Consider the following 16,910-nt stretch of genomic DNA (forward strand, 5'->3'; position numbering starts at 1 on the left):
CGCCCTGCGCCCGCTCGATACAGACGGCCAATACGCCCTCTGCTTCGGAGCCATAACCATCAAAACCATCAACCTCAACACACCGAAAATGTGTTAGCCATGTCCCCGAACAGGTGTCAGCCATGTCCCCGGGCTGAACACTTGTGCCGGGGCCCGGTTGAGCCTGCACCTGAAACGCCACCAGGCCCCGGAATAAATCCGGGGGAAGCGGTGAAGGTTGCGGCTGTGATACCCCCTCTCCCCCACCGGGGAGAGGAATCAAAGGTGAGGGGCGGCCGCGGAGCGGCCCACTCAAAAGACTCTTTGCAGCGCTGTCGCGCGCCCCTCATCCGCCGCTTCGCGGCACCTTCTCCCCGGTCGGGGAGAAGGGGTGAGACCCCGCTAATCGCCCTCGTACTGCACCAGCGACGACACCGGCACGCCGAGCGCTTCGATGCGTTTGGCGCCGCCCAGGTCGGGCAGGTCGATGACGAAGGCCGCGCCGACGACGGTGGCGCCGGCGCGCTGCAGGAGGCGGATGGAGGCTTCGGCCGTGCCGCCGGTGGCGATCAGGTCGTCGACCAGCAGGACACGGTCGTTTTCCTGGATCGCGTCGACATGGATCTCGATCGCGTCCTGGCCGTATTCCAACTCGTATTCCTCGATCAGCGTGCGGTGGGGCAGCTTGCCCCGCTTGCGCACCGGGGTGAAGCCGACGGAGAGCTGGTGCGCCACGGCACCGCCCAGGATGAAGCCGCGCGCCTCGGTACCGGCCACCCGGTCGATCTTGGCGCCGGCCCAGGGCTGGACCATGCGGTCAACGGCGACGCGGAAAGCGCGCGCATCGCCGATCAGCGTGGTGACATCGCGGAACATGATGCCCGGCTTGGGATAGTCCGGAATCGTGCGGATGGCGGATTTCAGGTCCATGCGGAAAGATCCAGTTCGCTGTCGTTCAGCCGGTCGGGCCCGGCAGGGTCTCGGCCAGGGCGGCGCTGCGCCAGGCGGCATAGTCTTCATCGGCCAGCAGCTTATCGCAATAGTCCTGGGCGCCGGCATGCAGCGGAATGTCAAAGGTGTGGAAACGCACCGCGACCGGCGTGAAGAAGGCGTCGGCGATGCTCCAGCGGCCGAACAGCCAGGGGCCGTCGACACTGCCGACATCATTCCACAGCGCCTGGATGGCGGCGATATCGGCGCGGGTGCCGGCATTGAGGGCAATGGCCTGCGGCGTGCGGCCGATATCCATGCCGCACTGGCCGCGCAGGGCGGTGAAACCGGCATGCATGCGGCAGACCGCAGCGCGCGCCAGCGCCCGCTGGCCCTCATGGTCCGGCCACAACCCCGGCTCGCGCTCGGCCGCCCATTCGGCAATCGCCAGCGAATCCCAGAATGTGCCGTGCTGTGTGGTCAGGGCCGGCACGCTGCCGCCCGGCGACAGGTCGCTCACAGCCTGCCGTGTCTGCGGCGTGTAGAGCGGCACCAGGGCCTCGTCGAACTCGATGCCCGCCTTGCGCAGGACCAGCCAGACCCGCAGGGACCAGCTGGAGTATCGCTTGTTGCCGATATGCAGGACCGGCCGGTCCATCACATCGTCTCCAGTTCCTGCGTGCGGGCCCGGGTCAGGGTGATGCGGCAGTCCAGGCCGATCTCCTCGCGGCTGTCCTCGCCGATGAACATCAGTGCGGTGCGCCGGTCGCATTCGGCATCGCGATAGGCGTGCCAGGCCGTCTGGGCGGCCTCGAAATGCGCTTCGGCGCCGAAATGACCGCCGGAGTCGAAGTCGGATTCGCGGGCTTCCTCAAGGGCCGCCTCGGCCGCACGCTCGAGCGCTGTTTCGGCATCGTCGAGCAGGCCGCGCAGGCAGCGGCGGCGGGCCGGCCAGTCGGTGAGGTGTTCGGAGCATTCCACCGCCGGGCGGGGCGGCGTGAATTCCGGCATCTGGACAGTCGCGACCGCCCAGCTGAGTGCAACCACCGTGATCATGGTGTCCCCTTCATCCTTGCCCGGCGGCCTTTATGGACGAGGCCGCGGCGCGGGGAAAGGGTGGCCTGCGGCTAGGGAATGCCGGCTTCGTGGAGATACTCCGCCAGGGTGGTGAGGAATTCGCCATTGAGGCGGCGCGCGATCCCGTAGGACTCGGTGTTCGTGCCAAGCGGGACAGTGTGACCGACATGCACAGCGACCACAAAAGGTTCGCCGTCAATCTGCGCGACGAGCGGCGTGCCCGACAGGCCTTGCCGCGACCGGCACTCGTGAATCAGCAAGCCGGGATCGGCAAAGGCGACGGGCGACTGGCGGACGTGGCAGGGCGCCCGGTCGACCGGACGGACGAGCAGCGACAGCTCGCCGTGATCCACGTCGCCCGCAGCCAGAACCCGCAAGCGCGGCGTCATCTCAGGCAGCCGGCGGCGCGTGCGCAGGATCGCCCAGTCCGAGACGAAACCGGACGCCGTGTCATCGGCCAGGCGGCCGGTACGGACATCGACGATCTCGCCCGTCGTTTCGGGTACACCGCGCACTTGGCAGTCGCGCGGCCCGTCAGCGCCCTGCAGGGCATGGCGCGCTGCGAGCAGAATATCGAAACCCGGCCGCGCCCCGGAACGGGCATCGAGCACGACGGCACGGCTGAGATAATAGCGATCTTCCTGTGCATCGTGGCAGAGCAGCTGGACGACGCTTTCGCGATAGAAATCGTAGGTCTGGGCGTCGAGCGCATCGAACGCGACAATGTCGCTGGCCATCGCGCGCGATTGCGGACCGAAGGTCAGGGCAGCCAAGAGGGCAGTCAGGACGAAACGATACATGCAGCAAGTGTAGACCCGCCGCACGCGATCCGTCCAGCCGGCCGCCAGGGCAGGGTCTTGAGCGATCGCGTGATCGAACCGGTGAACCGGTGCCCACTTAACCTGATCACGCTCGGCTTGAGTGGTCGCGTGATCGAACCGGTGAACCGGTACCCACTTCACCTGATCACGCTTCAGAGCACCCGTCCGGCAATCGCGCGCAGGCGTTCGACGACAACGGGATCGCGCGCCCCGGGCGGTGTGATGATCGCAGTGTCGAGCACGGTGTCGACCGGGTCGGGCGCGCGCTCGCGGCCGGCCAGCATGGCCGTCAGGCGGGTCAGCAGAGCCTTGGCCTTGACCGTATTGTCGCGCATCACGCGCAGCACGGCGGCAACGTCGACACTTTCCTCGCCATCGTGCCAGCAGTCGTAATCCGTCACCATGGCGATCGAGGCATAGGGCAGCTCGGCCTCGCGGGCGAGCCGGGCCTCGGGCATGTTGGTCATGCCGATCACGTCCATGCCCCAATGCCGGTAGAGCTCGCTCTCGGCACGGGTGGAAAACTGCGGCCCCTCGATCGTGATATAGGTGCCACCGCGCTGCACCGGCACGCCGGCGGCCTCGCCGGCATCGCCGATCAGCCCCGCCAGGCGGGCACAGACGGGCTGGGCCATGGGCACGTGTGCGACACAGCCCGCGCCGAAAAAGCTGCGCGCGCGGCCATCGGTACGATCAACATACTGGTCGACGATCACGAAATGCCCCGGCGCCAGATGCTCGCGCAGCGAGCCGCAGGCCGAGATCGAGACGATATCCGTACAGCCCGCCATTTTCAGCGCCGCGATATTGGCGCGGAAGGGAATGTCGGACGGCGACAGCCGATGCCCGGCCCCGTGACGCGGCAGGAAGACGAGTTCGACGCCGTTCAGGGATCCATGGGTCAGGGGTGCCGACGGCGCCCCCCAGGGCGTCTCGACGGCTTCACTGCGGACGTTTTCGAGCCCGTCGAGCGCGTAGAGGCCGGAGCCGCCGATGATGCCGAGTTTCCAGTGCGTCATGTGTTGTCTTCCGTCTTTCGCGATCCCGGGGGCTCGCCCCGCTTGCGGGGGAGCTGTCCGCGTCAGCGGACTGAGGGGGCGGTGCGGAGCACCGCTGAGCGCAGCAGCGCGCAGACTTACCCCCATCGACCTCCCCCGGCCTGGGGCCGGGTTCGGCCACTTCCCCCGCTTTCGCAGGGGAAGCCTGGTGTCGTTTGCAAAACAAAAAGGCCGCGAACGTTTCCGCTCGCGGCCTTTTCAATCCGGTGCCAGGCGAAACGCCTAGTGCTTCACGTTCCGCCAGACCTGGCGGTAGGCCAGATAGACCAGGACGGCGAAGATGAAGAGATACATCAGCACCATCACGCCCATCTGCTTGCGCGCTTCCATGTGCGGATCGCCGGCCCAGGTGAGGAAGGTCACCACGTCCTCGGCCATCTGCTCCATGGACGCCGTCGTGCCGTCATCATAGGAGATGATGTCGTCGACCAGCGGCGGTGCCATGGCGATCGCGCCACCGGCGAAGTAAGCGTTGTAGTACTGGCCCGGCGACAGGTGGGAGTCTTCGGGAGCCTCTTCATAGCCCAGCAGCAGCGAGCGGATATAGTCCGCACCGCCCGAGCGCGCCTTGACGATCAGGGACAGGTCCGGCGGGTAGGCCCCGCCATTGGAAGCGCGGGCCTGCTGCTCGTTCTCGAACGGCGCCGGGAAGGCGTCGGACGGCAGACCGTCACGCATGAACATGTCGCCGTCATCGTTCGGGCCGTCCTCGACCTGGTAGCCCGCGGCAATCTGCATCACGATCGGGTTGTCATTCGGGTTCGGATACTGTTCCGACTCGAACGGACCGCCCTTCTGGCCCAGATTGCGGAAGCGCATCAGGTTCATCGAGTGACAGGAAGCGCAGACCTCCTGGTAGACCTGATAGCCACGCTGGACCGCATTGCGGTCGAACGTGCCGAACGGGCCCTCGAATTCCCAGGCGTAGTTTTCCGGTGCGTGGGTGTCACCCTCGACGGCCAGCGCCGTGGCCGAGAGGCCGACAGCTGCCAGGGCAGCGGCGAAAATACGGGTCATCATCATGATCTCGTCGCTCCCTTAGGACTTGTCTTCACCGAGGACGGACGCCTCGATCGACGCCGGACGGTCCTTCGGCTTCTCGACAATGCCCATCACCGGCAGGATGACGATGAAGTAGGCGAAGTAGTAAGCCGTCAGGAACTGCGCCAGGTGTACGAATTTCACGGCGCCGATGAACGGATCGTCCGGGTTCTTCGCACCGCACCAGCCCAGGCCCAGTGCCGCAATCACGAAGAAGATGAAGAACCAGCGCGTCAGCGGACGGTAGCGCATCGAGCGCACCTTGGACGTATCCAGCCAGGGCAGGACGAACAGGATGCCGATGGCGCCGAACATCGCGATGACACCGCCCAGCTTCGCATCGATCGGGCCGATGTCGAAGGTGATGGCGCGCAGGATCGCGTAGAAGGGCAGGTAATACCATTCAGGCACGATGTGCGCCGGCGTCGAGAGCGGGTTCGCCTCGATATAGTTGTCGGCGTGGCCCAGAACGTTCGGCATGTAGAAGACGAAGGTCGCGAAAACCATCAGGTAGACGATGATCGCGAAGCCGTCCTTCACCGTGTAGTACGGGTGGAAGGGCAGTGCGTCCTTCTTCGGGTCCTTGATTTCCAGACCGGCCGGATTGCCATTGCCCGGCACGTGCAGCGCCCAGATGTGCAGGCCGACAACGCCGGCAATCACGAAGGGCAGCAGGTAGTGCAGGGAGAAGAAGCGGTTCAGCGTGGCCTGGCCAACCGAGAAGCCGCCCCACAGCCATTCCCGGATCGCGTCGCCGACGAAGGGCAGCGCGCCGATCAGGTTGGTGATCACCATGGCGCCCCAGTAGGACATCTGGCCCCAGGGCAGCACATAGCCCATGAAACCCGTCGCCATCATCAGCAGATAGATGACAACGCCGAGGATCCACAGGACCTCGCGCGGCGCCTTGTACGATCCGTAGTACAGGCCCCGGAACATGTGCAGGTAGACCGCCACGAAGAAGAAGCTGGCGCCGTTGGCGTGCATCGACTGGATCAGCCAGCCGAAGGGCACATCGCGGCGGATGCGCTCGACGCTTTCGAAAGCGTGCGCCTCGTGCGCCACATAGTGCATGGCGAGCACGATGCCGGTGACGATCTGGATCATCAGGAAGACGGCGAGGATACCGCCGAACGTCCACCAGTAGTTCAGATTCCGCGGCGTCGGGAAGTCGACGAAGCTGTCATAGCCCAGGCGGATGATCGGAAGACGGGAGTCGAGCCATTTCTCGATTCCGGTCTTCGGCTCGTAAGTCGAATGTCCGCTCATGCCGCAGCCCCCGAAGCGTCAGCGACCTGCCATCCGGAGACAGCTGCCTCGTCGGGCGACAGGCCGATCTTCACCGTGTTTTCCGATTCGAAATAATAGTCCGGAACCGGCAGGTTTTCCGGCGCCGGTCCGCGACGGATCCGCGCCGAGGTGTCGTAGTGCGAACCGTGGCAGGGGCAGTACCAGCCGTCATAGTCGCCGGTATTGGCGCCCAGGCCCAGCGGCACGCAGCCGAGGTGCGTGCAATTGCCCTTCACGATCAGGTATTCCGGCCGCAGCACGCGGTTGGCGTCGATCGCCGGAATGCCGGTCGGCAGGTTGTCGTTGCGGGCGTCCTCGTCCGGGAGCGCGTTCAGCGCGACCGAGCGGGCCTCCGCGATCTCTTCCTCGGTCCGGTGCCGGATGAAGACCGGGCCACCGCGCCACATGACGGTGATCTCCGATCCCACCGGGACCAGCGAGACATCGACGCGGATGGATCCCAGCGCCAGCGTATCCGCTGCGGGATTCATCTGATCGATGAACGGCCAGGCCACGAGACCGCCACCGACAGCGGCCGCGCCGCCTGCAGCGATATAGATGAAGTCGCGGCGTGTCGGTTCATCACCGTGTCCGCCGGGCGCGCCGTTCTCTTCCGTCACGAGCCGACCTCTTCTCTTGTCTATAACGGGCCTGCACAAAGCCGGGCCCTGCCCCAGAAACATGCGTCAATCTTGACGACCCCGTCCAAGACGGGGTTTGACGCGGTATAAACTACTCCCGGACCCACTGACCAGTAGGCGGCGCAATGCCGCATGCAGACAGATGGCTCCAGTCTGTGCGCGGCTTAGAATGCGGATCGTATTTTTTCAACCGGATATTCCGCAAAACCTTGGGGCTTCCATGCGGACGGCCGCCTGTTTCGGGGCCGGAATGGACGTCATCGAACCCTGCGCTTTTCCCCTGACGGACAAGGGAATTCGCAAGGCCGCCATGGACTATGGCGCAGCCATTGCGCCGGTGCGCCATGCCGGCTGGAATACCTACACAGAAAGTGCAGAAGCCCGCACGGGCCGCCTCGTTCTGTTCACCACATCGGGCGCGACAGACCTGTGGGATTTTTCTTTCCGGCCGGATGACCGCCTCCTGTTCGGCCGTGAAAGTGCCGGTGTCACCGAGGAAGTCCATACCGCGGCGGATTGTCGCGTGCGGATTCCGATTCGCGCGGACATGCGCTCGCTCAATGTCGCGATGAGCGCCGGGATCGCGCTGGCAGAAGCGAGCCGCCAGCTTCGCAACAACCCCTGAATCTGTTTGAATATCATTTCTATCTGAAGTAGCATTCACGCGCATATCTGGTACGGCTCGGGAGGGTTGGATGGCGCGGCACAAGCGTATCGTGATCTGTTGTGACGGCACCTGGAACGAGCTGGACTACAAGTCCCGCCCGGTCACGAATGTGGTCAAGCTGGCGCAGTCGATCCATTCCGAGGGCGATGCCGGCGACGGCGCCGATCCGGTCAAGCAGGTGGTCTTCTACGATGAAGGCGTCGGCACGCTGGAAGGCGAGAGCATGGATGGCGGCGGTTTCGGCGACGGGCTGATCCAGAACATCGTCGATGCCTATTCCTTCCTCGTCTTCAACTACGATCCCGGCGACGAGATTTTCGTGTTCGGCTTTTCGCGCGGCGCCTACACGGCGCGCTCGCTGGTCGGCATGATCCGCAATTGCGGCATCCTGCGGCGCGATGCGGCCCCCTATGTCGACGATGCGCTGATGCTCTACAAGGACAAGCGCCGCAAGCCCGACCATCCCGACAGTATCGAGTTCCGCCGCACCTATAATCATGAGGGCTGGTGGATCGATACCGCCGCCGACCTGTCACTGCAGGCCGACAATCCGGACCAGAAGATCATGGTCAGCTATCTGGGCGTCTGGGACACGGTCGGCCAGAACGGCGTGCCCGGCGTGTGGAATGCCATGGCCGGCAAGGCCGAGGATCACGGCTTCCACGATCTCAAGCTTTCCCGCATCGTGCAGCGCGCCCGCCACGCCGTGGCGCTGGACGAACCGCGCGCCGCCTTCCGGCCCGCCCTGTTCGAGGCCGGCAAGATGGCCGCGCTGCAGACCGAAGCCGAAAGCGACGGCCGCGGCCGCGATGCGTATCAACAGCTCTGGTTTCCCGGCGATCATGGTTCGGTCGGCGGGGGCGGCGATGTCACCGGCCTGTCCGACCATGCCCTGGCCTGGATTGCCGAAGGCGCCTGCAGCAATGGTGCCCGGCTGAGCTATGACGCCGCGTTCAGCGCGGTGAACTTCCCGGTCACGGTGCGCGACCGCTCGCGAACCCGGAACAACACGCAGACCATCCGCTTCTCGCCATCGCTTCACGCGCCGCTGAGCAATGTTTCGGGCGACTGGAAACAGGCCAATCAGAGCGCGATCGGCCGGCTGCTGGGCTATTCGCTGGGCATGATCAACCGCGACCGCGTCACCCATCTGCCCGATGTCGGCGAGGTCGCCGTTCAGGCCAAGCAGTATGAGGGGTATGAAGGCGAGAACATGGACTATGTCCAGTCGCTCGCCGAACGCATCCGCCAGCAGACCCGTATCCGCATCGCCGACATCGAGGCAGCCTTCCCCACCTGGCGCCGCTGACCGGCATGGCCGGAACAGGCGGGGCTTGCCCTCGCCGCCGGCTGCGCTACACATCGCGGCCATGACCGATCAGCCCAAACCCGCCTCCGCCGGCTCCGACCTGCAATGCCAGTCCGCCCAGGCCTGGTTCGAGGATCTGCGCGACCAGATCTGCGCCGAATTCGAACGCCTGGAAGACGAGGTGCCGTCCGATCTCTATCCCGGCGATCCGGGGCGTTTCGTGTTCGAGGACTGGAAACGCGGCGACGGATCGAAGGATGAGGGCGGCGGCCGCATGGGCCTGATGAAGGGCCGGCTGTTCGAGAAAGTCGGCGTCCACGTCTCTGCCGTGAAGGGCGAATTCTCCGACCTGTTCCGCCAGCAGATCCCCGGCGCCGAGGAAGACCCGCGCTTCTTCGCCACCGGCATTTCGCTGATCGCCCACATGTGGTCGCCCAACGTGCCGGCCGTGCACATGAATACGCGCTTCATCACCACCACCCAGTGGTGGTTCGGCGGCGGCATGGACCTCACCCCCGTGCTCGACCGCAACCGCACCCAGTCGCACCCCGACGCCAAGGACTTCCACGCCGCCTGCAAGACCGCCTGCGACGCGCATGGCGAGGATTTCCATGAGCGCTTCAGGAAATGGTGCGACGAGTATTTCTACCTGCCGCATCGCGACGAACCGCGCGGCATTGGCGGGATTTTCTACGACCGCCACAATACCGGCGACTGGGATGGCGACTTTGCCTTCACCCGCGATGTCGGCCTGGCTTTCCTGGATATCTATCCGCAACTCGTGCGCCGGCGCATGGGCGAGGCCTGGACGCCGGAAGACCGCGAGGAACAACTCGTCCGCCGCGGCCGCTACGCCGAGTTCAACCTGCTCTATGATCGCGGCACCAAGTTCGGTCTCGAGACCGGCGGCAATGTGAAGTCGATCCTCTCCTCCATGCCGCCCGAGGCGAAATGGCCTTAGGTCCGGCCCGGCAAATCCTGCCAGAGGGAAGAAAAAGCCGGGCAATATCTGCCGTTTAACGGCAAGTCATACGCTATGACTGGCCTCTGCGCTGGCACCGCTCCTGCTAGGCAGGCAGCGCCCCGTTCGCGAATCCCGTGCCGGGGCCTACCGACGAGGAGCCCAGCGCGTGTCCTATATCGACGCCATATCACAACCGGCCCCGAGATGGCCGGGCGCCCGCTCTCCCGAGGCCGAGGAAGAAACCCGTCCGACGGAAGGCTTTGATGCCATCCCGCCCGAAGCGGCCGAATTGCCGCCCGAGGCCAGCCAGAAAATTGCCGAAGCCGCACCGCCCGGCCAGTCCGGCGGCGAGCAGCCGCCGGGTTCCAACTTGGGCGGCGGCGTGGTCGAGGAATTCCTCAAATGGGCCCGGATGAGCCCGGCCGAGCAGATCCGCGCCATGTACCTGGAAGAACAGGGCATGACCGAGGACACGCTCAAGGCCCTGCCGCCCGAGGAACGCGAACGCATCGAGTTCGAGATCGCCAATCGTATCGAGCACGAGGTGCGTACCTCGGCGGAAAGCCCGGCGGAGCAGAATATCCGCGTCTCGATCAATGCCTCCTACGCGCAATCCATGCAGCGTGTGGAAGAGGGCGAGCAAGCGATGTGGGGCCGATAGGCGCCGCACCGCACAGCCTGTATCCAGAACAGCCGCATCCAAAACACCGGCGGCGGGCATCTTCTGCCTCGAAAGACAGGAGATGTCCGCCATGCCGGCAAGCGGTTCCAGCCAGCCGATCCAATGCTTCCAGGCCGAGCTTGTCGACACGGCCTTCTCGCCGCACCGGCACAGCGTCTACACGCTGGCGCTGACCCGGCGCGGCATCCAGGCCTTCGACTATCGCGGCGCGACCCGGCATGCCCGCCCCGGCGACGCCGTCATCCTGCATCCCGACGAAATTCACGACGGCCGCCCGGTCGACGAAACCGGTTTCGGCTATGCCGCGATCACGCTGGCGCCCGAACACGTGTCGGACATGCGCCCCGGCCCCCTGCCCCATATCGCCGGCGGGGTCAGCCACGACCCGCGTCTTATCGCTGCCATCGGCGCCTGCCTGCAGGCCGGCGAGGCCGGGGACGGCGACCCGGCTGGCTGGAGCCACCGCCTCACCGAACTCGTCCTTGCCATGGACGCAATTTCGGACTCGGCCGCGATACGGCCGGCACCCGACCGCAGCGCCGTCGAGTGCGCGCGCCGCTTCATTCTCAATCGGGCAGACCGCGCACCGGACATGGCGGAGCTGGAAATGGTCAGCGGCATCGACCGCTGGCGCCTGTCCCGCGATTTCCGCCAGCTACTGGGCACAAGCCCCTATCGCTACTGGCAGATGGGACGGCTCGACCGTGCCCGCGCGCTTGTGGAAAACGGCCATGCCCTGGCCGACACCGCCTATGCCTGCGGCTTTGCAGACCAGGCGCACTTCACGCGCCAGTTCCGGCAGGCCTACGGTCTGTCACCGCGGCGCTGGCAGACTCTGCTGGCATCGCCCCGGCGCCCCTGCACGATCGTTCAATAAACGGCTGGCGGGCCGTGGCATGACCGCAGCATCAATCGATGCCAGTGGAGACACCATGTCCGACACCCCGCCTCCGATCCGCCCCCGCGAAGCCCTGGCGGCCTTCCTGATCGCCGTCATCTTCAGCATCACGCTGAAGGCCGGTCTCGACCAGATCGTCTGGAAGTTTGCCGGCCCGATCACCCTCATCGTCACGCTGGGCCTGGCGACGCTGTATCTCCACCGCCGCGGCGAAAGCTGGCGGGAATTGGGCCTGCGGCGGCTCGGCGGCTGGAAATCCATCCTGCTGGTGGCACCGCAAACCCTCCTCGGCATTGTCGCCATCCTGGGCACGGGCGTCGGCGTCACGGCCGGCGGCGAAGCGCTGGGTCTGTGGAGCACCGATCTGCCGTCCGAGGGGATCGAGGCCAGATGGGGCGACATCCAGGGCAATCTGCCGGTCTATCTCCTGTGGCTGGCGCTGGGCTGGATCAGCGGCGGCCTGTTCGAGGAACTCTTCTTCCGCGCCTTCATGATCTCCCGCCTGCAACGCGCCTTCAGCGGCCTGCCCAAGGCGCTCGCGACCGGGCTGGCGATTCTCCTGCCGGCGCTGGTCTTCGGCTACGGGCATTTCTACTATCAGGGCCTGCGTGGCCTGGTCGTGACCGGCATGATCGGGGTCGTGCTGGGCGTGCTCTATCTCGTCTACAAGCGCAATCTCTGGCCGCTCATCCTGGCGCACGCGCTGGTCGACTCGCTGGCCTTCACCGCGATGTATCTCGATCTCGACATCTAGACACAAAAAACCCCGGCCGGCTGGCCGGGGTTTTTCTGTTCTGCGCCCGAAAGCGGATCAGTGCGTCTTCAGACGCGCGATCAACTCTTCACGGGTCGGCTCGAAACGCTCGGCCACCCAGTGGGCCTTCAATTCGTCGAGGGCATCGCCGAGCATCGGGCCGGGCTCGTAGCCCAGCAGGATCAGATCGCCGCCCTTGACCGGGAATTCCGGTTCGGCCCATTCGCGGGCGAATTTGGCGAGCAGGGTCCAGTCGCGCGGCGGCGGAGCCACCTCGCCGGCCGCCTGCAGGCGGGCCTGATCCTCGAAAGCGCGGGCGCCCAGCGCCATGATGGCACGCTCGGCGGCGGCCATGTCGGAAAAGGCCCGGGTAACGTCTTCGCGCGCCGACGGATCGACGGCGCCCTCGAGGCGGCGTGTCTCGGCGTTCGACATCTTCAGCTTGGCTGCCATGGTCCTGATCCTTTCCGGTCCGCCATCGGCAAGCGCCACGAACCTCAAGAGCGAATCGGGCGCTAGACCATATTGTATATCCTGATCAACAATACCGCCGAGGACTCTTAAGGATCCGTTCACTCCAAGGATCAAATCCAGAATACCCGCCTGCGCCATCGCGGCGAGTGCGGCCCGCGGATCGCGTGCAGCCAGCAATTTCTTGAGTTCGGCCCAGACACGCTCGACCGATAATTTATGAAGCCCGTCCTTCAGCGCCGCCGCTGCCGCCAGCCCCGCCGGGTCCGGATCACCGCCGCCATACCAGGCCTCGAAGCGGAACAGGCGCAGGATGCGCAGATAGTCCTCGCGGATACGGTTCTCCGGCGTGCCCACGAAGACGAAACGCCGCGGCGCGACATCCTCGAGACCGCCCGTCGGATCGATGATCGCGCCCGTGCGGTCGGCATAGAGCGCGTTGAGACGGAAATCGCGCCGCTGCGCATCCTCGGCCCAGTCTTCGGTGAAAGTCACCACCGCCCGCCGGCCATCGGTCGACACATCGCGCCGCAGCGTCGTGACCTCGAAGGGCACGCCACCGGCAATGACGGTGATCGTGCCGTGGGCCTTGCCGGTGGGAACCGCCTTCAGACCGGCCGCCTTCGCCGCGGCGATGGTCTCGTCGGGCAGAAGCTGGGTGGCGATGTCGACATCCGCCACCGGTTCGCCGAGCAGCGCATTGCGCACGCAGCCGCCCACGAATCGGCTGCCGCCGGGCCGGGCGGCATCCAGGGCTTCCATCACGGCGACGGTCTCCGGCGCCTGCATCCAGGTCTGCCGGGCAGGATCGAGACGCGGCCGGGTCATTGCGGCGTGTCTTCGTTTTCCGTTTCCGGCGGATCCGCCGCGTCGCTCCCGACTTCGCCTGCGGGGACGAAATGGCCCGGCACGACCCGGCCATCGACCACACGCGGCGGCACATACTGATCGCCCTCATGCCCGCCCCGCGAGGCGTCGAACATGGCCAGCGCGATCATCGCGACGATTGCCAGCACGGCTCCGGCCACACCCAGCTTGAGCGCCGGCGTGGCCGTCAGCTTTACGTCGGACCGTGTCTGCCACCGCCAGATGAAGAACAGCAGGAAGGGCAGGAAAAACGAGGCGATTTCGATAATTGTGATGCGGATCATGAGCTAACCATACAACCGGTCGTGCAGGGACATAAGCATGCCTGCAGTCGCCCCCCAGATATAGCGGCCTTCCCAGGGCATGGCATAGAAATGCCGCCGGTGCCCCTGCCACTCGCGCGAATGGCGCAGGTGATTGGCCGGATCCATCAGGAAATCGAAGGGCGCCTCGAACACATCGGCGACCTCGCCCGGGTCCGGACGCAGCACATAGCCGGGCTTCAGCACGCCCACGAAGGGCGTGACGTGGAAGCCGGTGACGGTCTCATACCCGTCGAAGCGGCCGATCAGCTCGACATGCCCGGCCCCGATCCCGACCTCTTCCTCCAGCTCGCGCACCGCGGCCTCGGCCGGAGTCTCGCCGGTCGGATCGACACTGCCGCCGGGGAAGGCGACCTGGCCGGCATGCTTGGCCAGATGCGCCGCACGTTCGGTGAGCAGCAGGCGCGGCGGTCCGTCATGCACGATCAGCGGCGCCAGCACGGCAGCATTGCGCAGCGCTGTCGTCGCCGTCTCGCGCAGCGGCAGGCCGCCATTGAGATCGCCATCGCCGAATCGCGGCGGCCCGCCCGGCGCATCAACCGGGTCCAGCCGGTCGCGCAAAAGCGCCAGCAGCCGGTCGGCGCGCTCCATCACACCGCCCCCAGCGGGTAGAATTCACCGCCGCTCCACACGCCCATCACGCCCTCATGCTCCACCGCCCGTTCGGCGAGCTCGTAGAAGACAGGACGTGCCATCAGCGCGTCCAGCCGGCCACGCACCCGCACCAGAGGCGTCGGCTCGCCGGTCTCTTCATCGACTTCGACCGTGATCGGATGATCCTGCCCTGCCTCGGCGAGATCGCCGACATTGGTGGTGAAGACCAGCGACTGGTCCTTGCCCTCGCCGACAACATCGACCCGTGTGGCAATGAAGGGCGCGACCTCCACCTCGATGCCGATCTTCTCGACCGGAGTGACGAGGTAATGAATGCCATCGTCATCTTTCCGCAAGATCGTGGAAAACAGTCTTACAAGACGGTCACGTGTAATGCGCGTGCCTTCGTGCCACCAAGACCCGTCACGTTTGATGACCATGTCCATCTCGCCGCAATAGTCGGGATGCCACTTGTCTACCGGCGGCAGCCCGTCGCCAGCCTGGCGGGCGGCGTCGAGAAGCGACTGCATCGGATCGCGCGTCGGAGGTGTGGAGGGCATGGACAGCTTTCGTGTGCAACGCCATGCTCGTAAAGAGCAATATGGCCAATGGATCGTATCTGTATCGCAAAGGAATGTAGGACGATGACCGAGACGAATGAACCCGGTGCAGAACTGATTGCCGAGGCGGATGCCGCGACGGAACGTCTCAAGGCGGTGAAAGAGAGCATCGGCCGGGTGATCTTCGGGCTCGAGGACGAGATCGAGCTGTGTCTCGCCGCTGTCCTCGCCGGCGGTCATACCCTGCTGGTCGGCGCGCCGGGCCTCGCCAAGACGCGCCTCGTGCAGACGATCGCCACGGCCACCGGCCTGGACACCAAACGTATCCAGTTCACCCCGGACCTGATGCCCGCCGATATACTGGGCTCGGAAATCCTGGAAGAGAGCGATGACGGCAAGCGGCATTTCCGCTTCCTGCCAGGCCCGGTCTTCTGCCGCCTCTTGATGGCCGACGAAATCAACCGCGCCAGCCCGCGCACCCAGGCCGCCCTGCTGCAGGCCATGCAGGAAGGCTATGTCACGGTCGCCGGCGAGCACCACAATCTGCCCAAACCCTTCCACGTCCTGGCGACCCAGAACCCGATCGAGCAGGAAGGCACCTATCCGCTGCCCGAAGCCCAGCTCGACCGCTTCCTGCTGCGCGTCGACATTCCCTATCCCAAGCGCGAGGCCGAACGCGCCGTGCTGCTGGCGACGACGGGTGCTGAACAGGCCGAAGCGATTGAAGTGCTGAACGCGGACGAGATCCTGAAACTGCAATCGCTCGTGCGCCGCCTGCCGGTCGGCGAGCGCGTGCTCGATGCGATCCTCGACCTGCTGCGTTCGGCCCGTCCGGACGAAAGCGATGTTCCGGCTGTGCGCGACGGCGTGTCCTGGGGTCCCGGCCCGCGTGCCGGCCAGGCGCTGATGCTGGCCTGCCGCGCCCGTGCGCTGCTGCGCGGACGGCTTGCCCCGTCGACCGAGGACGTCGCCGCGCTGGCCGAACCGGTGCTGAAACACCGCATGGCGCTGTCCTTCGCGGCCCGCGCCGACGGTCATACGCTGGAAGGCCTGATCAAGACGCTCGCAGACCAGGCGGCCTGATCCATGGTCCAGGGCGCAGACCGCAATACCGAGCGCCGCGTCGTCGCCCTGCGTCACGAGGGTGAGGATGCGGCCGCGCGCCTGCCGGCCCTGCTGGCCGAAGCCGATCGCATCGCTGCGACGGTCGCTCAGGGTGTGCACGGCCGCCGCCGCTCGGGCATTGGCGAAACCTTCTGGCAATATCGCCATCACCGCCCCGAAGACGGCCGCGCCGCGGTCGACTGGCGCCAGTCGGCCAAGTCCGACCAGCTCTTCGTGCGCCAGAACGAGTGGGAAGCCGCCAACACCGTCTCGCTGTGGCGCGACGGCTCGGCCTCGATGCAGTTTGCCTCCAGCCGCAATGTTCCGACCAAGGCCGACCGGGCCGCGGTGTGCCTGATCGCCGTCGCCGCCCTGCTCACCCAGGGCGGGGAGCGGGTCTCCGTACTGGGCGAATCGGCGATTGCCCGCACCGGCGCGCTGGGCCTCGAGCGTGCCTCGCGCCGCCTGGCGCTGGGCCCCGGTGCCGCACAATCGGTCGAGGCGCCCCATATTTCCCGCTTCAGCCGCATCGTGCTGTCGAGCGACTTCCTGGATCCGCCGGAAACCTGGGCGGCGCGCCTGTCGCGCTTTGCCACCCAGGAAGCCAATGGCGTCCTGCTGCGTATCGTCGATCCGGCGGAAGAGGACTTCCCTTATTCCGGCCGTACCCGCTTTGAAGCGCCCGGCAGCGGCGAGACCCTGCTGTTCGGCCGCGCCGAAGAGGCCCGCAACGCCTATCGCACCCGCTGGGCCCAGCACGGCGAACAGCTGGCGGCCCTTGCCCGGCAGTTCGGCTGGACGATGATCACCCACCGTACCGACCGCCCGGCGACCAGCGCCGTGCTATCCTTGTTCAAAACCCTGGCACGAGACGTCTGAC

Annotated in this window: 20 protein-coding genes; 8 read left to right on the plus strand and 12 right to left on the minus strand. The window is 66.0% G+C overall.

What is annotated here, in order from left to right; all coding sequences use genetic code 11:
• Nucleotides 1–381 precede the first annotated feature (381 nt).
• The 8 genes from ABJO18_RS09025 to petA all read right to left on the minus strand — a co-directional run bounded on the left by ABJO18_RS09025 (nt 382) and on the right by petA (nt 6,816).
• Nucleotides 382–909: an adenine phosphoribosyltransferase gene (locus ABJO18_RS09025; RefSeq protein ID WP_291883037.1), complete on the minus strand. Its 528-nt coding sequence runs from the start codon at nt 907–909 to the stop codon at nt 382–384.
• Between the two features lie 25 nt (nt 910–934).
• Nucleotides 935–1,567 carry a glutathione S-transferase family protein gene (locus tag ABJO18_RS09030; RefSeq protein WP_348508982.1) on the minus strand — a complete coding sequence of 211 codons (633 nt, stop codon included), beginning with the start codon at nt 1,565–1,567 and terminating at the stop codon, nt 935–937.
• Nucleotides 1,567–1,965: a lysozyme inhibitor LprI family protein gene (locus ABJO18_RS09035; RefSeq protein WP_348508983.1), complete on the minus strand. Its 399-nt coding sequence runs from the start codon at nt 1,963–1,965 to the stop codon at nt 1,567–1,569. Before ABJO18_RS09035 ends, ABJO18_RS09030 begins: the two co-directional genes overlap by 1 nt.
• Nucleotides 1,966–2,036: 71 nt before the next feature.
• Nucleotides 2,037–2,948, minus strand: coding sequence for a hypothetical protein (locus ABJO18_RS09040; protein WP_348515844.1), 912 nt, complete (start codon nt 2,946–2,948; stop codon nt 2,037–2,039).
• Nucleotides 2,949–2,959: 11 nt separating this feature from the next.
• Nucleotides 2,960–3,826: an S-methyl-5'-thioadenosine phosphorylase gene (locus ABJO18_RS09045; RefSeq protein ID WP_348508489.1), complete on the minus strand. Its 867-nt coding sequence runs from the start codon at nt 3,824–3,826 to the stop codon at nt 2,960–2,962.
• A 261-nt stretch (nt 3,827–4,087) separates the two neighbouring features.
• Nucleotides 4,088–4,888: a cytochrome c1 gene (locus ABJO18_RS09050; protein WP_348508490.1), complete on the minus strand. Its 801-nt coding sequence runs from the start codon at nt 4,886–4,888 to the stop codon at nt 4,088–4,090.
• Nucleotides 4,889–4,903: 15 nt separating this feature from the next.
• On the minus strand, nt 4,904–6,175 hold the full coding sequence (locus tag ABJO18_RS09055; RefSeq protein WP_348508491.1) for a cytochrome b N-terminal domain-containing protein: 1,272 nt from the start codon (nt 6,173–6,175) through the stop codon (nt 4,904–4,906).
• Complete coding sequence (gene petA / locus ABJO18_RS09060; protein ID WP_348508492.1) at nt 6,172–6,816, minus strand: ubiquinol-cytochrome c reductase iron-sulfur subunit; 645 nt, start codon at nt 6,814–6,816, stop codon at nt 6,172–6,174. The genes ABJO18_RS09055 and petA overlap by 4 nt, the downstream gene beginning before the upstream one ends.
• 190 nt (nt 6,817–7,006) lie before the next feature.
• Between petA and ABJO18_RS09065 the strand changes: the two genes are divergently transcribed.
• The 6 genes from ABJO18_RS09065 to ABJO18_RS09090 all read left to right on the plus strand — a co-directional run bounded on the left by ABJO18_RS09065 (nt 7,007) and on the right by ABJO18_RS09090 (nt 12,111).
• On the plus strand, nt 7,007–7,462 hold the full coding sequence (locus ABJO18_RS09065; RefSeq protein ID WP_348508495.1) for a TrmH family RNA methyltransferase: 456 nt from the start codon (nt 7,007–7,009) through the stop codon (nt 7,460–7,462).
• A gap of 70 nt (nt 7,463–7,532) precedes the next feature.
• Nucleotides 7,533–8,813 (plus strand): DUF2235 domain-containing protein, encoded by a 1,281-nt coding sequence (locus ABJO18_RS09070; RefSeq protein ID WP_348508493.1) that lies wholly within the window; start codon nt 7,533–7,535, stop codon nt 8,811–8,813.
• Between the two features lie 61 nt (nt 8,814–8,874).
• Nucleotides 8,875–9,774 carry an oxygen-dependent coproporphyrinogen oxidase gene (gene hemF / locus ABJO18_RS09075; RefSeq protein ID WP_348515845.1) on the plus strand — a complete coding sequence of 300 codons (900 nt, stop codon included), beginning with the start codon at nt 8,875–8,877 and terminating at the stop codon, nt 9,772–9,774.
• 169 nt (nt 9,775–9,943) lie between these two features.
• Nucleotides 9,944–10,438, plus strand: coding sequence for a hypothetical protein (locus ABJO18_RS09080; RefSeq protein ID WP_348506845.1), 495 nt, complete (start codon nt 9,944–9,946; stop codon nt 10,436–10,438).
• 91 nt (nt 10,439–10,529) lie between these two features.
• Nucleotides 10,530–11,336 (plus strand): AraC family transcriptional regulator, encoded by an 807-nt coding sequence (locus ABJO18_RS09085; RefSeq protein WP_348506844.1) that lies wholly within the window; start codon nt 10,530–10,532, stop codon nt 11,334–11,336.
• A 19-nt stretch (nt 11,337–11,355) separates the two neighbouring features.
• Entirely contained in the window at nt 11,356–12,111 is a 756-nt protein-coding gene (locus ABJO18_RS09090; protein ID WP_348515846.1) for a CPBP family intramembrane glutamic endopeptidase, read from the plus strand.
• Between the two features lie 57 nt (nt 12,112–12,168).
• On the opposite strand, the gene ABJO18_RS09095 is transcribed toward ABJO18_RS09090, so the two are convergent.
• The 4 genes from ABJO18_RS09095 to ABJO18_RS09110 are packed head-to-tail and all read right to left on the minus strand — an operon-like array spanning nt 12,169 to nt 14,926.
• The gene (locus ABJO18_RS09095; protein WP_348515847.1) at nt 12,169–13,410 is read right to left on the minus strand and encodes a CCA tRNA nucleotidyltransferase; all 1,242 of its coding nucleotides are present in this window, start codon (nt 13,408–13,410) and stop codon (nt 12,169–12,171) included.
• Nucleotides 13,407–13,733, minus strand: a complete 327-nt coding sequence (locus ABJO18_RS09100; protein ID WP_348515848.1) for a DUF6111 family protein — start codon at nt 13,731–13,733, stop codon at nt 13,407–13,409. Before ABJO18_RS09100 ends, ABJO18_RS09095 begins: the two co-directional genes overlap by 4 nt.
• Before the next feature lie 3 nt (nt 13,734–13,736).
• Nucleotides 13,737–14,363 carry a CoA pyrophosphatase gene (locus ABJO18_RS09105; RefSeq protein ID WP_348515849.1) on the minus strand — a complete coding sequence of 209 codons (627 nt, stop codon included), beginning with the start codon at nt 14,361–14,363 and terminating at the stop codon, nt 13,737–13,739.
• A complete protein-coding gene (locus tag ABJO18_RS09110; RefSeq protein WP_348507110.1) occupies nt 14,363–14,926 on the minus strand; it encodes a DUF1285 domain-containing protein in 564 nt (187 codons plus the stop codon). The genes ABJO18_RS09105 and ABJO18_RS09110 overlap by 1 nt, the downstream gene beginning before the upstream one ends.
• Before the next feature lie 84 nt (nt 14,927–15,010).
• Here ABJO18_RS09110 and ABJO18_RS09115 point away from each other — a divergent pair, with 84 nt between their 5' ends.
• Together ABJO18_RS09115 and ABJO18_RS09120 are read left to right on the plus strand one after the other, a co-directional pair.
• Nucleotides 15,011–16,009 (plus strand): MoxR family ATPase, encoded by a 999-nt coding sequence (locus ABJO18_RS09115; protein ID WP_348507109.1) that lies wholly within the window; start codon nt 15,011–15,013, stop codon nt 16,007–16,009.
• Nucleotides 16,010–16,012: 3 nt separating this feature from the next.
• A complete protein-coding gene (locus ABJO18_RS09120) occupies nt 16,013–16,909 on the plus strand; it encodes a DUF58 domain-containing protein (protein WP_348507108.1) in 897 nt (298 codons plus the stop codon).
• The last annotated feature ends 1 nt before the right edge of the window (nt 16,910 follow it).

The organism is Maricaulis sp. (assembly GCF_039978735.1).
In the GTDB taxonomy this organism is placed as follows: domain Bacteria; phylum Pseudomonadota; class Alphaproteobacteria; order Caulobacterales; family Maricaulaceae; genus Maricaulis.

Bases quoted from the DNA above. Each gene is read 5' to 3' on its own strand.
- ABJO18_RS09045 (WP_348508489.1), bottom strand. From the start codon at position 3,826: ATGACGCACTGGAAACTCGGCATCATCGGCGGCTCCGGCCTCTACGCG.
- ABJO18_RS09105 (WP_348515849.1), bottom strand. From the start codon at position 14,363: ATGGAGCGCGCCGACCGGCTGCTGGCGCTTTTGCGCGACCGGCTGGAC.
- hemF (WP_348515845.1), top strand. From the start codon at position 8,875: ATGACCGATCAGCCCAAACCCGCCTCCGCCGGCTCCGACCTGCAATGC.
- ABJO18_RS09030 (WP_348508982.1), bottom strand. From the start codon at position 1,567: ATGGACCGGCCGGTCCTGCATATCGGCAACAAGCGATACTCCAGCTGG.
- ABJO18_RS09055 (WP_348508491.1), bottom strand. From the start codon at position 6,175: ATGAGCGGACATTCGACTTACGAGCCGAAGACCGGAATCGAGAAATGG.
- ABJO18_RS09115 (WP_348507109.1), top strand. From the start codon at position 15,011: ATGACCGAGACGAATGAACCCGGTGCAGAACTGATTGCCGAGGCGGAT.
- ABJO18_RS09090 (WP_348515846.1), top strand. From the start codon at position 11,356: ATGACCGCAGCATCAATCGATGCCAGTGGAGACACCATGTCCGACACC.
- ABJO18_RS09110 (WP_348507110.1), bottom strand. From the start codon at position 14,926: ATGCCCTCCACACCTCCGACGCGCGATCCGATGCAGTCGCTTCTCGAC.
- ABJO18_RS09065 (WP_348508495.1), top strand. From the start codon at position 7,007: ATGCGGATCGTATTTTTTCAACCGGATATTCCGCAAAACCTTGGGGCT.
- ABJO18_RS09100 (WP_348515848.1), bottom strand. From the start codon at position 13,733: ATGATCCGCATCACAATTATCGAAATCGCCTCGTTTTTCCTGCCCTTC.
- ABJO18_RS09120 (WP_348507108.1), top strand. From the start codon at position 16,013: ATGGTCCAGGGCGCAGACCGCAATACCGAGCGCCGCGTCGTCGCCCTG.
- ABJO18_RS09050 (WP_348508490.1), bottom strand. From the start codon at position 4,888: ATGATGATGACCCGTATTTTCGCCGCTGCCCTGGCAGCTGTCGGCCTC.
- ABJO18_RS09025 (WP_291883037.1), bottom strand. From the start codon at position 909: ATGGACCTGAAATCCGCCATCCGCACGATTCCGGACTATCCCAAGCCG.
- ABJO18_RS09035 (WP_348508983.1), bottom strand. From the start codon at position 1,965: ATGATCACGGTGGTTGCACTCAGCTGGGCGGTCGCGACTGTCCAGATG.
- ABJO18_RS09085 (WP_348506844.1), top strand. From the start codon at position 10,530: ATGCCGGCAAGCGGTTCCAGCCAGCCGATCCAATGCTTCCAGGCCGAG.
- ABJO18_RS09070 (WP_348508493.1), top strand. From the start codon at position 7,533: ATGGCGCGGCACAAGCGTATCGTGATCTGTTGTGACGGCACCTGGAAC.
- ABJO18_RS09095 (WP_348515847.1), bottom strand. From the start codon at position 13,410: ATGACCCGGCCGCGTCTCGATCCTGCCCGGCAGACCTGGATGCAGGCG.